Below are 14,782 nucleotides of genomic sequence, written 5' to 3'. Positions count from 1 at the left end.
GTGATGTATGTCTACTCTTGAGCCCACTGCTGCTGCGACCGAAGTGCAAGCGACCGCCACGACGTCGGCCGCCTACGACGCTACGCAAAAGCAAAAGTCGCAGGCCAAGACCGCACGGATTCCGATCAAGATCGTGCCGGCCGAGCGCCTGAAAAAGCCAGAGTGGATCCGCGTCAAGGCCGCTGCCCCGGGATCGCGCTTTTACGACATCAAGCGCATCCTGCGCGAGCACAATCTGCACACCGTGTGCGAGGAGGCCTCCTGCCCGAACATCGGCGAATGTTTCGGCAAAGGCACGGCCACCTTCATGATCATGGGCGACAAATGCACGCGGCGTTGCCCGTTCTGTGATGTGGGACACGGCCGTCCCGATCCGCTGGATACCAACGAGCCCGAGAATCTGGCGCGCACTATCGCCGCCATGAAGCTCTCGTACGTGGTGATCACCTCGGTCGATCGCGACGATTTGCGTGATGGCGGGGCGGCTCACTTTGTGGATTGCATCTCGCGCATCCGCGCCTTGTCGCCCACGACGCGCATTGAGATTCTGGTGCCCGATTTCCGTGGCCGTCTGGAACGCGCGCTGGCGATTTTGAATGCCGGCCCGCCCGATGTGATGAACCACAATCTGGAAACCGTGCCCCGTTTGTACAAGCAGGCGCGTCCGGGTTCCGACTATGCGCACTCGCTGAAACTGCTGGCCGAGTTCAAGCAACTGCATCCCGAGGTGCCGACCAAGTCCGGTCTGATGCTGGGCCTGGGCGAGACTGACGAGGAAATCCTGCAAGTCATGCGCGACATGCGCGCCCATGGTGTCGACATGCTGACCATAGGCCAGTATCTGCAGCCCTCGGAACACCATCTGCCGGTGTTGCGCTATGTGCACCCCGATACATTTGCGATGTTCGAGCGCGAGGCCTACGAGATGGGCTTTACCCATGCCGCTGTGGGCGCGATGGTCCGCTCGTCGTATCACGCCGACGAGCAGGCGCATGCCGCTGGCGTGAATTGAGGCTTTTATTCCGCCTGGACCCGCGAATGTGCGCTGGTCCAGAACACATCGCCCGTTCCTTGGACCCCGTTCAGGTGGCGGGCGAGTACAAACATCAGGTCTGACAACCGGTTCAGATATTGGCGCACCGAAGCATTCAGGGTGTCGTGCCGTTCGAGGGTGATAACCGAACGCTCCGCCCGGCGCGATACGGTGCGGGCCAGATGAGCCAGGGCTGCTGGCCGGGACCCGCCGGGCAAGATGAATTCGCGCAATGGCGGCAGGGCGCCGTTATAGTGGGCCAGGCGCTGATCCAAAAACGCCACCTGGGCATCGGTCAGGGTAGTGTGACCCGGGATGCAGAGTTCTGCGCCGAGGTCGAACAAATCATGCTGGATCGTGTTCAGGTCCGCCTGTACTGGATCGGGCAGGGATTCCGTGCGCAGCAGGCCGATGACGCTGTTGAGCTCGTCCACGTCGCCCAACGCCGCCACACGCGGTTCGTCTTTGCGCAGGCGGCTGCCATCACCCAGGCCGGTCGTGCCATCGTCTCCGGTTCGTGTGGCGATGGCGGAAAGTCGGTTGCCCATGTAGAAAATCTCTCTGCGTGGTGGTTATGTGTGGAAACAGATTGGTAGTGTAGTGCCGAGGGGAATGCCTGCGGACGCGTTATCCTGTATTCCAGTGCAGCGTCGGCAATAGTCGGCGTTCTGGGCCGCAGGTTCGGCCGAAGGAGAGGTAATGCAAAAGATGCGTCTAGCAGCGGCACGAGTATCAATGGCTTTGGCGATGGCCCTGGCCGGCATGGCCGTCTGGCAGCCCCTGCCAGTTCTGGCTGCCGACCAGAAGCCGTCAGCGAAACAGGACGCCACCGCGACGGCGAGTGGCGAGGTGCGGCGGGTCGACGCTGCGGCAGGCAAAGTCGCGATCAAGCATGACGCGATATCGGACTTGGAATTGCCTGCAATGACACTCGTGTATCAGGCCAGCCCGGCTCTACTCGCCAATATCAAGCCTGGCGACCGCGTGAGGTTCACGGCTGCCCGCCAAAATGGCAAATATGTCGTGACGGCGATCAGTAATTAGATCGCCGCCAGCTTGCAAGGTGCGCTACAGCATCTGATCCAGTTCTTTTACCAGACGTTCATGGAATCGCTGGGGATCCTGGATTTGCGGTGAGTGCCCTAATTCCGGGAAAGCCACCAGCCGGGCACCCGGTATTGCCTGTGCAGTGGCGGGCCCCAAGGCTGCGTAATTGCCCAGCGTCGCAGCGACTTCTGGCACGGCCGCATCCTTGCCCGGCGCCGTGTTGTCTTGTTCGCCGATCAACAGCAAGGTCGGCACGCGCACTTGGCCGAACTCATGTACCACCGGCTGGGTGTACACCATGTCATAAGTCAGGGCCTGGCTCCAGGCGACCTGCTCGCGCCCTTCGCCCTGATACATGCCTGCGGCCATCGCGACCCAGCGGTCGTATTCGGGTTTCCAGGTGCCGGCGTAATACGTGTTCTGCTGGTACTTCTTGATACCGGCAAAGTTCGTTTTCAATTCGCGTTCATACCATTCGTCCACGGTGCGATAGGGCACGCCCTTGGCTTTCCAGTCTTCCAGCCCGATGGGGTTCACCATCACCAGTGCATCGACCTGATCCGGGTACATCAGGGCATAGCGCGTAGCCACCATGCCGCCCATGGAATGGCCCATGATCACCGCGCGCTCGATATCCAGGCTCTGCAGCAAGGCGTGGGTATTGGCGGCCAGTTGATGGAAGCTGTATTGATAGGCGGCTGGTTTGCTCGATTTGCAGAAGCCGATCTGGTCGGGTGCCACTACCCGGTAGCCAGCGTTTGTCAGGGCGCTGATGGTGCCTTCCCAGGTAGCGCCGCAGAAATTCTTGCCATGCAACAGCACGGCAGTGCGGCCATTGGAGCGTTCGGGCCGGATGTCCATATAGGCCATGGACAATGACTGACCTTGCGAGGTCAGCTTGAATTCACTGACCTGGTAGGGATAATTGAAACGTTCGAGCTGGGGCCCATAGTCGGGCACGGCTGGCTGGGCGTGAACACCGGCGGCAACGAAAAGCGCTGTAGCGGCAATGGTGGGTTTGAACATGCGAGCCTTCATTGAAGATGAACGAACTCATGCGACATCCTCACGCTGCGATAGTTCAGCTTGTTGTCAGTGCGTGCCCGTACCCACGCACCGCGCGCCAGCATTGGCCGGCGCGCGGAGGCGTTCAGGCGTTACAACACGTAGCGCGCCAGATCCTGGCTGGCGGCAGCTTCGGACAGCTGTGCCTCCACGTAGGCTGCGTCGATCTTGACGGTTTTGCCGCCGCTGGCCGTCGCGTCGAACGACAGTTCCTCGAGCAGTTTTTCCATGACGGTGTATAGACGGCGTGCACCGATGTTTTCGGTGCGTTCGTTGACCGAAAACGCCAGCTCGGCCAGGCGCTCGATGCCGTCCGAGGTGAAATCCAGATGCACGTCTTCGGTGGCCAGCAATGCCGAGTATTGCTTGGTCAGCGAGGCGTCGGTATCGGACAGGATGCGCACGAAGTCTTGTGCCGACAGCGATTCCAGCTCGACACGGATCGGGAACCGCCCTTGCAACTCGGGAATCAGGTCGGACGGTCGCGAGAGGTGGAACGCACCCGAGGCAATGAACAGGATGTGGTCGGTGCGCACCATGCCGTAGCGGGTGTTGACCGTGGTGCCTTCTACCAGCGGCAGCAGGTCACGCTGCACGCCCTGACGCGAGACGTCAGCGCCACCGCTTTCCTGGCGGGCGGCGATCTTGTCGATTTCGTCCAGAAAGACAATGCCGTTTTGCTCGACATTGGCGATCGCGACCGTACGTAGATCATCCTCGTTGACGCGTTTGGCGGCTTCTTCTTCGACGATGAGCTTGAAGGCCTCTTTGACCTTCATTTTCTTGGGTTTTTTCTTGTCGCGAGCGAGGCCTGCGAACATGCCGCGCAATTGCTCGGCCATGTCTTCCATGCCCGGAGGCGTCATGACGTCCATTTGGGGGACGGCTTGAGCGACGTCGATTTCGATTTCGAGATCGTCGATCTTGCCTTCGCGCAGACGTTTGCGGAAGGTCTGGCGGGCGCTGCTGTCATCGTTGCGCTCGGGCTCGCCGGAGGCGTTGCGCGCGGGCGGCACCAGGGCATCCAGAATGCGGTCTTCGGCTGCGTCTTCGGCCTGGGTGCGCACGCGGCGCATTTCCAGTTCGCGCGTTTGCTTGATCGAGTACTCGGTCAGGTCGCGGATGATGGTGTCGACATCGCGGCCGACATAGCCGACTTCGGTGAACTTGGTGGCTTCGATTTTGATGAAGGGCGCATTGGCCAGCTTGGCCAGGCGACGGGCGATTTCGGTCTTGCCCACGCCGGTGGGGCCGATCATCAAGATGTTCTTGGGGTGGATCTCATGGCGCAAGGGCTCGTCGACTTGCTGACGGCGCCAGCGATTGCGCAGCGCCACAGCCACCGCGCGCTTGGCACGGTTCTGGCCGATGATGAACTTGTCGAGCTCGGAGACGATTTCCCCGGGGGTCATGGTGGATGCGGACATAAACGGAATCCTTGCTACAGCCGGCCGAAGCGGACGCTTATTCGCCCAGCGTTTCGACGACGTGATTCTGGTTGGTGTAAATGCACAGGTCGCCGGCGATTTCCAGCGACTGTTTGACGATGTCTTGGGGTGCCAATTCGGTGTTGCGCAACAGCGCCAGTGCGGCCGATTGGGCGTAGGCGCCACCCGAGCCGATGGCGGCCAGGCCATGTTCGGGTTCGAGCACGTCGCCGTTACCAGTCAACACCAGGGTGTGCTCGGCGTCGGCCACGATGAGCATGGCTTCCAGACGGCGCAGCACGCGGTCGGTACGCCAGTCGCGCGTCAACTCGACGGCCGCGCGCATCAGGTGTCCTTGGTGTTTTTCGAGTTTGGCTTCGAAGCGCTCTTGCAGCGTAAAGGCATCTGCCGTCGCGCCGGCAAAGCCCGCCAGGATCCTGTCATGGTACAGGCGGCGGATTTTGCGGGCTGTACCCTTGATGACGATATTGCCCAGGGTGACTTGACCGTCGCCGCCCAGTGCGACACGGTTGCCGCGGCGCACGCAGATGATGGTGGTGGCGTGAAATTGTTCCATGCTTTCCTTCCTATGAAGGTTTGATCTGGGGGCGATGCGACCGATTTCAAGGCGCCGCCCAAGCTTTAAGTGTATGCCGCCTGCCGGTGCGAAGGCGTCAGTATTTCAGTATGTTTCTGTGCTGATCGTGGGCGCGTCGCGTGATCATCCAGAACAGCAGGGCCGACAGACTGACTGCAGCCCCCAGCACGCACACGCCTTGCCAGCCGGCATAGGCGTAGGTCGCCGTCGTACTGATGGCCCCGAGCCCGCTGCCGGCCGCGTAAAACAGCATGTACAGACCGACCAGTCGGCTATGCGCTTCGGGCTGGGTGCGAAAGATCATGCTTTGGTTAGTGACGTGCAATGCCTGTCCTCCGAGGTCCAGCAGCATGATGCCTACGATCAGCGCCCAGAGTGAGGTGTCCATCAGGGACAGGGGCCACCATGCCAACAGCAGCGCGGCCAGCGCCAGGGCACTGGTGCGCTGACCGTGCCCTTGGTCGGCCCATAGGCCAGCCCGGGTGGCCGCGAGCGCGCCCACTGCGCCGACCAAGCCGAAAGCGCCAATAAGCGTATGGGAAAAGCCATAGGGCGGTGCGCTTAATGGCAGTACGAGCGCGCTCCAGAAAATGTTGAACGCGGCGAACATCAGGAGTGCCAGCATGCCTCGTATCTGGAGGACCTTTTCCTGGCGCAGCAGCGTCAGCATGGACCCAATCAGGCGCGGATAGCTCATCGCGTTCGACACGGTTTTCAAGGCCGGTAGGCGTCGCCACAGCGGTAGTGCCAGCATCAGCATCAGGGCAGCCGCACTGAGATAGACACCACGCCAGCCGGTCAGATCGCTGACGCCGCCCGCAAGGACGCGGGCGAGCAGCAGGCCGATGAATACGCCGCTTTGAGCGGTGCCAACGACGCTGCCTCGCTCATGAGGGGCCGACACACTGGCGGCGTAGGCGATCAGTCCCTGCGTCATGGCAGTGCCTAGCAAGCCGACGCCAAGCATCCCCGCGAGCAGCACAGTGGCGGACTGCGCTGTACCCACGACGATCAGCGCGACTACGAGCGCCAGCAGTTGGATTGCCATCAGACGGCGGCGATCCATCCGGTCTCCCAGCGGCACCAGCAACAGCAGCGCCAACGCGCAACCCAACTGAGTGGCGGTAACCACACCGCCGATCGCTGCCTGGCTGATGCCAAATGTCTGCGCCAGCGCGTCGAGCAGTGGCTGGGCGTAATAGACATTCGCCACGCTCAAGCCGCTGGCGGTGGCAAACAGCCACACCAGGCCACGAGGCATAGCGACGCTCCTGCTCGGTGCATAGCGATGACCGTTTGATGAGGGACAGGCGAGGGAGGTTTTCATGATCCGAGTATGTTCAAAGTAGTTTTGAAATAAAACTGGTTTGAATGCTAGGCGATGTGGTTTTAAAATGCAACTTGTTGGTGTGTTCACATCGGATTTCCTGGAGACCTCATGGCTAGCCGCAAGACCATGAACGATGAGCCGTGCCCAGTTGCACGTTGCGTCGATGTAGTTGGAGATCGTTGGTCGTTGCTCATCGTGCGCGACGCCTTCGATGGTGTGAGTCGCTTCGGTGACCTGCAGCGCAGCCTGGGGGTGGCGCGCAATATCCTTTCTGATCGGCTGCGCAAGCTCGTCGATGCCGGGATCTTGCAAATGCAGGCGGCATCGGACGGTACGGTCTATCAGGAATACGTACTGACCAACAAGGGGAAGAGCTTGTTTCCCATTGTGGTGGCGCTACGGCAATGGGGCGAACAGCACTTGTTTGAGCGGGGCGAGCGTCATTCCATGCTGATTGATAAATGCACAGGCAAACCCATTGCGCGGATGGTCCCGACTGATAAAGCGGGGAACGTGCTGCCACCCGATGCGACAGAAGTGCGAAAAATCAGCTAGGCGGCCGTGCGGTGGGGCCGGATCGACGGCCCAGTTTGATACTGTGCGCGGCCTGTCAGGCGACTGAGTACACGCCGCGCAATGACGGCAGTTACCTGCCTAGCGCCTGAGTGCCGCGCAGCGTCATGACCGCGCTTTCCACACTGGCGACGAGTTTGCCGTCGTCGCGCTGGATCTCGCAGCGATAGTGGCTGATGGTGCGTCCTCGATGAGACGCCCAGGCGTGGGCGCGCAGCGTCGATTGCCATACGGGACGCAAGAAAGTCGCTTTCAGATCGATGCTGGTGAAACTTTCCTCGTCTTGCATCAGTGTGGAATGAGCTGTGCCGATTGCCGCATCGGCCAATTCGCACAATAGCCCGCCATGGACGGTACCCTGCTGATTACCATGGATCGCCGCGTTTGCGTCGAACTCGAGTACGGCGACGGCTTCGCTGATCTCCACGATGCGAAATCCCAGCAGTTGTGAGATCGCGGTGGGGTAGTGCATGTGCGTGGCATCGCCTTTGGCCAGTGTGCCGTTCAATTGGCGCTGCAAGTAGGTCAATACCGGTAGAACGGTTGATATCGGCGCTGGACAGGAAGACATGGTGGCAGGAGGTTGTATGGGTAAGCCAGAGTTTGAGGCCTTAAAATAGAACAATCAAAAAATTGTCCTAGGGACATTTCCGATGCCGGTTTCTCCTGTCATGTCTATCGTCAACACGTTGGCGGCCGAGATTCAGAGCGGCAAGCTCCCGCCAGGCGCGGCCTTGCCTACGCATCGCCAACTTGCCGCGCAATATGGGGTGGCTGTTGCATCGGCGAGCAAGGTATATGCCCATCTCGGTGCCTTGGGATGGGTCGTTGGCGAGACGGGGCGGGGTACGTTTGTGCGGGACCGGCCAGGGCAGCGCGAATGGGACAGCGCTGATGAGGCCCGCTTGAGCGCCGATACCCTGGATCTTTCATTCAATCACCCCACGTGGCCCGGCCAGGCGGAGTTGTTACGGAATACCTTGCGCGAGCTGGCAGCGTCCGGCGATCTGGCTGCACTGATGCATCAGCAACCCCCTGGCGGCCGGCGCCACGAAAGGCAGGTCGTGGCGGATTTTCTGCTTGCTGAGCGCGGCGTTCATGTGGACGCAGAGCAGGTTTTTCTGGTCAACGGCAGTCAGCAGGGGCTCGATATGACTGTGCGCGCTTTATTGCGTCCGCACGATACGGTTGCCGTCGATGCCCTGACGTATCCGGGTTTCAAGATGGTGGCTGGTGTTCAGGGGTTGACGATGAAACCCGTGCCGTATTCAGACGATGGCCCGGATTTAGGGGCGTTGGATGCACTATGTGGCCGTGAACGCGTTCGAGCCATTTACGCCATGCCTGCAATGCATAATCCGCTGGGTTGGGTGCTGACCGCCAGGCAGCGGCAGCGAATGGTCAGTATTGCCAGGTGCCACGATTGTTTGCTGATCGAAGATGCTTCGTACGCATTTCTGGCTGGCCGCACTGCACCTGCTTTGATCACGCTTGCGCCCGAACGCACGATCTACGTTTCAAGCCTCTCCAAAAGCGTGGCCAGCGGCCTGCGTTTCGGGTTCGCCGTTGTGCCCAAGACTCATGCTGGGCGGATCAAGTCTGTGATCCGGGCCAGCTATTGGAGCCTGCCCAGTGTGATGACTGCTATGGCAACCCGATGGGTAGCCGCCGGTGTGGTCGCTGAGAGGGAAAAGGCGCAGCGTGCCGATGCGCGTCGCCGACAGAAGATCGCACAGGACGTCCTGGCGGGCATGGAATTCATGGCTCATCCGAACTCCCTGTTCCTGTGGCTGCCATTGCCGCAGGACTTGCGCATGGACAGGATTGCAACGGCGCTGGCCGAACATGGTATCGCGGTCTCGAAGGCCGAAGCCTACGCTACCACCCGGCACGCGCCGCATGCATTACGCCTGGGTTTGAGTTCAGTACCCGCAGATCTGTTGGCAACCGCGTTGCTGCGCGTCAGACACACCGTCGAGCAGTTTCCGATCTGATGCCCGGGCAATTTCAACAATGAAAAAGGGCCGCATTCGTTGAAGAATGCGGCCCCGAAAGACGAGAGCGAAAACGCAAAGGAGAGGATTAATCTCCGTAGAGCTTTTGACGCATTTCGCGCCGTTCTTGCGCTTCGAGAGAGAGCGTGGCCGTCGGGCGGGCCAACAGGCGCGGGATGCCGATGGGTTCGCCGGTCTCTTCGCACCAGCCATATTCGCCGCTATCGATGCGGGCAATGGACTGTTGCACTTTCTTCAGAAGTTTGCGCTCGCGATCGCGAGTACGCAGCTCGAGAGCGTGCTCTTCTTCGATGGTGGCGCGGTCGGCGGGGTCGGGCACGAATTGCGTTTCACGCAGGTGCTCGGTGGTCTCGCCGGCGTTAGCCAGGATGTCTTGTTCGAGTTGCTTGAGTCGCTCTTTGAAGAACGCCAGTTGGCGGTCGTTCATATATTCCGACTCGGGCATGGCCAGCAATTCTTCTTCGCTGGGCAGATCAATCGCCGTATCGCTAGTCGACTTGTTTGATTTTTTGGTTGCTGCCTTGGTAGCCATGAAAACACTCCACTATGAATCGATCCTGGCGCGATTGCGCGCGTCCGGATTGCGGCGTTAGCCCGCCAGGCACTGCTCCAAGCCCCGGGTGAAAATTTCCTGGGGCAGCTTGCGGCCGATAAAGACCATCTTGGTAGACGGCTTTTCGGCTGCGGTCCACGGCTTGCCGGGTTCGGCACCCATCATCATATGCACACCCTGGAACAACATGCGGCGGTTGATGCCTTTCATGTACAGGATGCCTTTATAGCGCATGAGGTCGGGACCATAGACCTGCACCACACCGCCGAGGAATTCTTCCAGCCGTGCGGGATCGAACGGCTTGTTTGAGCGGAAGACGAATGCACCGATTTCGTCGTCGTGATGGTGATGTTCGTGATGGCAATGCGCCCCGCATTCGCCTTCGTGGTCATGATCGTGATCATGATCATGGTCGTGGTCATGACCGTGGGCGTGGCTGTGCGCCGCGTCGGGGTGCTCATCGGCCAGGAAATCCGGGTCGATGTCGAGAATGGAATTCAGATTAAAGCCGCTGATGTCGATGATGGACTTCAGATCGACTTCGCCAAAATTGACCGGCGTGATGGGTGCGCGCGGATTGATGCGCACCAGACGGGCACGCAACGCCTCGTAGTCGGCCTCGTTGACCAGGTCCTTTTTGGAGACCAGGATACGGTCGGCAAAACCGACTTGTTTTTGAGCCTCGGACTGGGCATCCAGCGTCGCCATGCCATGCTTGGCGTCGACCACCGTGACAACGGCGTCCAGACGATAGTATTCGGCGATATCGTCATCCATGAAGAACGTCTGGCACACGGGGCCGGGGTTGGCCATGCCAGTGGTCTCGAGGATGACGCGTTCGAAAGTGAGCTCGCCCGCCACGCGCTTGGCGCGCAGTTCGGCCAGCGTGCGCATCAGGTCACCACGTACCGTGCAGCAGACGCAGCCGTTGCTGAGCTCGATGATTTCTTCCTCGCTATCCTGCACGAGCAAGTCGTTGTCGATGCTCTCCGGCCCGAATTCGTTTTCGATGACGGCAACGCGGCGGCCGTGGAATTCGGTCAGAATGCGCTTGAGCAGGGTGGTCTTGCCTGCACCGAGAAAGCCGGTGAGGATGGTGACGGGAACCATTTTGTCCAAACTGCGCTGGGTATTCATGGCAAGGCGGTAATCTGAGAGCCTCAGGCACACGAGTGCGTCCAAGGCATAAAACAACAGGCGGCCGCGGTTGCGACCGGACGCAGGATTACAGCACAGTAAGGGCAGGTGGGCAAACCCCGGGACAACCCCCGGCACCGCACTGCTGTTACAGGCATAAAGCGGCGCTGTAATCCATTCGATGCAGTTATATGGGGATGTATGGCTGCATTTCAAGGGGGAGCGTCCATCTACCGTGCATAGAGGACGGATTGCCCGCCAATTCCCCCATATGCTGCGCCGCAGCAACAGGCAGACTAACAGATGGTTCCATCATGCCGGCAAATGACACCCGACTCGCCCGGCCGGGCAAGCCGTTTCAATGCGTATGGCCGTGATGATGGCGATGGCCGGCATCGGCCGGCTGTTTTTGCTGGCATTGGGGGCAGAGCGCCCGGATTTCGGTTTCGTGCGTGGCCAGGGCAAAGCCCGTCAAGGCCACTCGATCGGCCAATTGTTGGCTCATGGCAGGGTCGCTGACCTCGGCCACGGCTCCGCAGCCGGTACAGACCACCAGCAAATCATGCGGCGCACCCGCCGCGTCGTGACAGGCGGTCCAGGCATTGACCGCGTCCAGACGGTGAATCAGGCCCTCGTCCATCAGAAAGTCCAGCGCCCGGTAGACCGTAGGGGGCGCTGCTCCCGGGTGCTCGGCGCGCATGGCGTCCAGGAGTTCGTAGGCTTTGAGGCTGCGGCCGTGGCGCAGGAGCAATTCCAGCACTTTACGGCGAATAGGCGTCAGCCGGCGGCCGCGCTGGGCGCAGAGCGATTCGGCGATATTGAGTTGTTCGCCAATAGAGTCAGGGCGAGCGGAGCGGGGCGGGGTGGGCATTGATCGTGGCAGCCGGATAGCGCCGGACAGGCAATCCCGCGAAGGTATCAGAAAACGGGCCGTACGGGGAGCGCCAAGCCGGTCTTACTCATATTTGTTATGATATAACATATCTAATTGAATGAATAAACAGCCCTGCCCCCGAGAGCGGGCTGTACGCGTGGATATGTCTCATATTGTTTCCCCTGCGGCGGCTCGTTCTCGTGGATCAGCGCTGCGGGCCTCTGTTTTTTCCCGGTTGAGTATCGCGGCAGCGGCCGCAATGGTCTTGTGGGCGTTGACCGGATGGGCCATGGGCTGGTGGGCTGCTGCGTGAGCGGGATGGCGATGTCTATTCTCGAGGCGGCGGTGGATACAAGCGTGTCCGGCGATCCCGTGATCGCGTTGCGTGAAGCGGCCTTCGGTTGGCGCGGCCGGGCGGCTGTGCAAGCCGTGTCCGGGCATTTTGATCGCGGCTCCATGACTGCCATTGCGGGGCCCAATGGCGCGGGAAAGTCCACTTTACTCAAAGGCATCGTCGGATTGATGCGTCCTTTGGCCGGCCGTCTGGATATCGACCCACAGGAACGTCGCCGTCTGGCATGGTTGCCGCAGGCGGTGGAGATGGACCGTTCCTTTCCTATTACCGTGCTGGACATGGTAGCGATGGGCGCATGGCGCCGTGTGGGCGCCTGGCGTGGTTTTGGTCATACGGAAACGCAGCGGGCCTGGCAGGCGCTTGAGACTGTCGGACTGGCCGATGAGGCGGGCCGCATGGTCGGTGCATTGTCAGGCGGGCAGATGCAACGGGCTTTGTTTGCCCGTCTGATGTTGCAGGACGCTCAAGTGCTGTTGCTGGATGAGCCTTTTGCGGCTGTCGACAGCCACACCGCCGATGTATTGATGCAATTGCTATGCGAGTGGAATCGGGAAGGTCGCACCGTCGTGGCCGTTCTGCATGATCTGGCCATGGTGCGTGCGCATTTTTCGCAGACTTTATTGCTCGCAGGGCGGCAGATCGTTTGGGGACCGACAGCCCAGGTACTGACGGCCCGCAATTTGGCGGCAGCGCGCGGCGCGCTTCAGGAATGGTTGTGAGGCGCGGCATGGAGAGGGGATTCCGATGACGCTGTTGGACTGGACCGTGGCGCCGTTCGTCGACTATGCCTTTATGCGGCGGGCGCTGGCGGGTACGTCGGCGGCTGCATTGGGTGCGGCGCCGCTTGGCGTCTTTTTGGTGTTGCGTCGGATGAGTCTGATGGGCGACGCCATGTCGCACGCGATTTTGCCGGGTGTGGCAGCGGGCTTCTTGCTGTCGGGCCTGTCGTTGTGGGCGATGCTGCTGGGCGGCTTGATCACCGGTTTGCTGGTCGCGGTACTGGCGGGCGTTGTTGCCCGGCTGACCCCTTTGCGCGAAGACGCCAGTTTCGCGGCGTTTTATTTGATATCGCTGGGGCTGGGCGTATTGCTGGTGTCGATGCGCGGCTCGAATATGGATCTGCTGCACGTGTTGTTTGGCACCGTGCTCGGTCTGGACGATGCATCCCTGCTGCTGGTGACCAGCGTCGCGAGTGTGACATTGCTGGCGATGGCGGTGCTGTATCGGTTGCTGGTGGCCGAATGCCTGGACGCGGGTTTTCTACGCGCCTGCGCAGGCCGAGGCACGTTGGCGCATATGGCCTTTCTTTTCCTGGTCGTCGTGAATCTGGTGGCCGGGTTTCAGGTGATGGGGACGTTGATGGTGGTGGGCATGATGATGTTGCCTGCTGCTGCCGCGCGTTTCTGGCTGCCGACCGTGGCGGGACAAATCGTCTTGTCGGCGATCCTGGGAGTCGTCGCAGGCCTCTCTGGCCTGCTGTTCTCCTATCACTACAACTTGCCTGCATCGCCCGCCATCATTCTGGCGGCCGGACTGGCGTATCTGGTTTCTGTGGCTTGCGGGCCGCAGGGTGGGTTATTGCATGGCCTGATGGCTCATGGCCGCACCCGTTTTCGCTAAAGGAAGAACGATGCACAACTATTCTGCCGCGCAGGCACGGCGCCGTATATTGATGATGTTGACGTTGGGGGCGGCCAGTGTGTGTGCGCCCATCATGGCGCATAGCGCCGAACCCTTGCGAGTGGTCGCCAGCTTTTCGGTGTTGGGCGATATGGTGCGTGAAATCGGCGGCGACGATGTGTCGGTGACAACATTGGTCGGTCCCGATGGTGATGCCCATTCGTATGAACCCACGCCGGCGGCCGCACGCGAATTGAAGGCGGCCAGCGTCCTGGTAGAGAACGGACTGGATTTCGAAACGTGGCTGCCTCGCCTCGCGAAAGCCGCGGACTTTTCCGGTGCCACCATTGTCGCTACGAAAGGAATCACGCCGCGCAAGATGACCGAGCAGGAAGCAGATGGTCATGACCATGGTGATGGCGACGCGCATGACCACGGCGACGACAAGAAGCCGACTCAGAGCGATAACGGCGCGCACGGTCACGATCATGATCATGACGACCACGACCACGACCACGACCACGACCACGACCACGACCACGACCACGACCACGACCACGACCACGACAATGATCATGATGCCTCGCACGACCATGCGGCAGGAGGTCACCATCATCACCATGGCGATCATGATCCGCACGCCTGGCAAAGCCTGAAGAACGGTGTCGTCTACGCCCGCAACATCGCAGAGGGCCTGGCTGCCGCCGACCCAGCGCACGCAGCGGCCTATCGCCAACGTGCACAAACCTATATCGCACGCATCGAGGCCTTGGACGCACAGATTCGCAAGACCTTTGCCTCCATCCCGGCCGAACGTCGCCAAGTGGTCAGTTCGCACGACGCCTTTGGCTATTTCGGTGACGCCTATGGTGTGCGATTCATTCCGGTGGCCGGCTTGTCCACCGACGCCGAGCCCTCGGCGGCCGATATGGCGCGCATCATCGAACAGGTCAAACGGGAGCACGTGCCTGCCGTGTTTGTCGAAAATGTCAGCAGCCCGGTTTTAGTCCAACAGATCGCGCGCGAAACGGGGGCACGTACCGGTGGTACGCTCTACTCCGATGCGCTGGCTCCGTCCGGACAGCCGGCGGCGACTTATCTGGGGATGTTTGAATGGAACGCGCGTCAGCTTTCCGAGGCCTTGCAGCCGTGATG

General features: G+C 60.7%; 16 protein-coding genes. 7 read left to right on the top strand and 9 right to left on the bottom strand.

Features of this window, described 5'->3' with window-relative positions; genetic code table 11:
- The first annotated feature begins 7 nt into the window (after positions 1 to 7).
- Positions 8 to 1,012, top strand: a complete 1,005-nt coding sequence (gene lipA / locus ACYVI2_RS10255) for a lipoyl synthase (protein ID WP_415820769.1) — start codon at positions 8 to 10, stop codon at positions 1,010 to 1,012.
- A 5-nt stretch (positions 1,013 to 1,017) separates the two neighbouring features.
- On the opposite strand, the gene ACYVI2_RS10250 is transcribed toward lipA, so the two are convergent.
- The gene (locus tag ACYVI2_RS10250; protein ID WP_415820770.1) at positions 1,018 to 1,581 is read right to left on the bottom strand and encodes a cob(I)yrinic acid a,c-diamide adenosyltransferase; all 564 of its coding nucleotides are present in this window, start codon (positions 1,579 to 1,581) and stop codon (positions 1,018 to 1,020) included.
- A gap of 151 nt (positions 1,582 to 1,732) precedes the next feature.
- On the opposite strand from ACYVI2_RS10250, the gene ACYVI2_RS10245 reads away from it, so the two are divergent.
- Complete coding sequence (locus tag ACYVI2_RS10245; RefSeq protein ID WP_415820771.1) at positions 1,733 to 2,077, top strand: copper-binding protein; 345 nt, start codon at positions 1,733 to 1,735, stop codon at positions 2,075 to 2,077.
- Positions 2,078 to 2,101: 24 nt separating this feature from the next.
- Here ACYVI2_RS10245 and ACYVI2_RS10240 read toward each other — a convergent pair whose 3' ends face one another.
- The 4 genes from ACYVI2_RS10240 to ACYVI2_RS10225 form a co-directional block, all read right to left on the bottom strand.
- The gene (locus ACYVI2_RS10240) at positions 2,102 to 3,106 is read right to left on the bottom strand and encodes an alpha/beta fold hydrolase (protein WP_415820772.1); all 1,005 of its coding nucleotides are present in this window, start codon (positions 3,104 to 3,106) and stop codon (positions 2,102 to 2,104) included.
- Between the two features lie 131 nt (positions 3,107 to 3,237).
- Complete coding sequence (hslU, locus tag ACYVI2_RS10235; protein ID WP_415820773.1) at positions 3,238 to 4,572, bottom strand: ATP-dependent protease ATPase subunit HslU; 1,335 nt, start codon at positions 4,570 to 4,572, stop codon at positions 3,238 to 3,240.
- Between the two features lie 37 nt (positions 4,573 to 4,609).
- Entirely contained in the window at positions 4,610 to 5,149 is a 540-nt protein-coding gene (gene hslV / locus ACYVI2_RS10230; protein ID WP_415820774.1) for an ATP-dependent protease subunit HslV, read from the bottom strand.
- A 97-nt stretch (positions 5,150 to 5,246) separates the two neighbouring features.
- A complete protein-coding gene (locus ACYVI2_RS10225) occupies positions 5,247 to 6,497 on the bottom strand; it encodes an MFS transporter (protein WP_415820775.1) in 1,251 nt (416 codons plus the stop codon).
- Between the two features lie 111 nt (positions 6,498 to 6,608).
- On the opposite strand from ACYVI2_RS10225, the gene ACYVI2_RS10220 reads away from it, so the two are divergent.
- Positions 6,609 to 7,055, top strand: a complete 447-nt coding sequence (locus tag ACYVI2_RS10220; RefSeq protein ID WP_415820776.1) for a winged helix-turn-helix transcriptional regulator — start codon at positions 6,609 to 6,611, stop codon at positions 7,053 to 7,055.
- A 91-nt stretch (positions 7,056 to 7,146) separates the two neighbouring features.
- Here ACYVI2_RS10220 and ACYVI2_RS10215 read toward each other — a convergent pair whose 3' ends face one another.
- Positions 7,147 to 7,644: a PaaI family thioesterase gene (locus ACYVI2_RS10215; protein WP_415820777.1), complete on the bottom strand. Its 498-nt coding sequence runs from the start codon at positions 7,642 to 7,644 to the stop codon at positions 7,147 to 7,149.
- 82 nt (positions 7,645 to 7,726) lie between these two features.
- Between ACYVI2_RS10215 and ACYVI2_RS10210 the strand changes: the two genes are divergently transcribed.
- Positions 7,727 to 9,067, top strand: a complete 1,341-nt coding sequence (locus ACYVI2_RS10210; RefSeq protein WP_415820778.1) for an aminotransferase-like domain-containing protein — start codon at positions 7,727 to 7,729, stop codon at positions 9,065 to 9,067.
- 88 nt (positions 9,068 to 9,155) lie between these two features.
- On the opposite strand, the gene dksA is transcribed toward ACYVI2_RS10210, so the two are convergent.
- From dksA to ACYVI2_RS10195, 3 genes are all read right to left on the bottom strand, one after another.
- Positions 9,156 to 9,620 carry an RNA polymerase-binding protein DksA gene (gene dksA / locus ACYVI2_RS10205; protein WP_094824165.1) on the bottom strand — a complete coding sequence of 155 codons (465 nt, stop codon included), beginning with the start codon at positions 9,618 to 9,620 and terminating at the stop codon, positions 9,156 to 9,158.
- A 57-nt stretch (positions 9,621 to 9,677) separates the two neighbouring features.
- Entirely contained in the window at positions 9,678 to 10,778 is a 1,101-nt protein-coding gene (locus tag ACYVI2_RS10200) for a CobW family GTP-binding protein (RefSeq protein WP_415820779.1), read from the bottom strand.
- A 358-nt stretch (positions 10,779 to 11,136) separates the two neighbouring features.
- A complete protein-coding gene (locus ACYVI2_RS10195) occupies positions 11,137 to 11,649 on the bottom strand; it encodes a Fur family transcriptional regulator (RefSeq protein ID WP_415820780.1) in 513 nt (170 codons plus the stop codon).
- Between the two features lie 327 nt (positions 11,650 to 11,976).
- Between ACYVI2_RS10195 and ACYVI2_RS10190 the strand changes: the two genes are divergently transcribed.
- The 3 genes from ACYVI2_RS10190 to ACYVI2_RS10180 are packed head-to-tail and all read left to right on the top strand — an operon-like array spanning position 11,977 to position 14,780.
- Positions 11,977 to 12,726 carry a metal ABC transporter ATP-binding protein gene (locus ACYVI2_RS10190; RefSeq protein WP_415820781.1) on the top strand — a complete coding sequence of 250 codons (750 nt, stop codon included), beginning with the start codon at positions 11,977 to 11,979 and terminating at the stop codon, positions 12,724 to 12,726.
- A 25-nt stretch (positions 12,727 to 12,751) separates the two neighbouring features.
- Positions 12,752 to 13,627, top strand: a complete 876-nt coding sequence (locus tag ACYVI2_RS10185) for a metal ABC transporter permease (RefSeq protein ID WP_415820782.1) — start codon at positions 12,752 to 12,754, stop codon at positions 13,625 to 13,627.
- A 10-nt stretch (positions 13,628 to 13,637) separates the two neighbouring features.
- Entirely contained in the window at positions 13,638 to 14,780 is a 1,143-nt protein-coding gene (locus ACYVI2_RS10180) for a TroA family protein (protein ID WP_460490302.1), read from the top strand.
- The last annotated feature ends 2 nt before the right edge of the window (positions 14,781 to 14,782 follow it).

This window comes from Bordetella tumbae (genome assembly GCF_054780995.1).
Note: the sequence above shows the minus strand (reverse complement) of the source record. Positions and strands in the feature narration are given on the sequence as shown.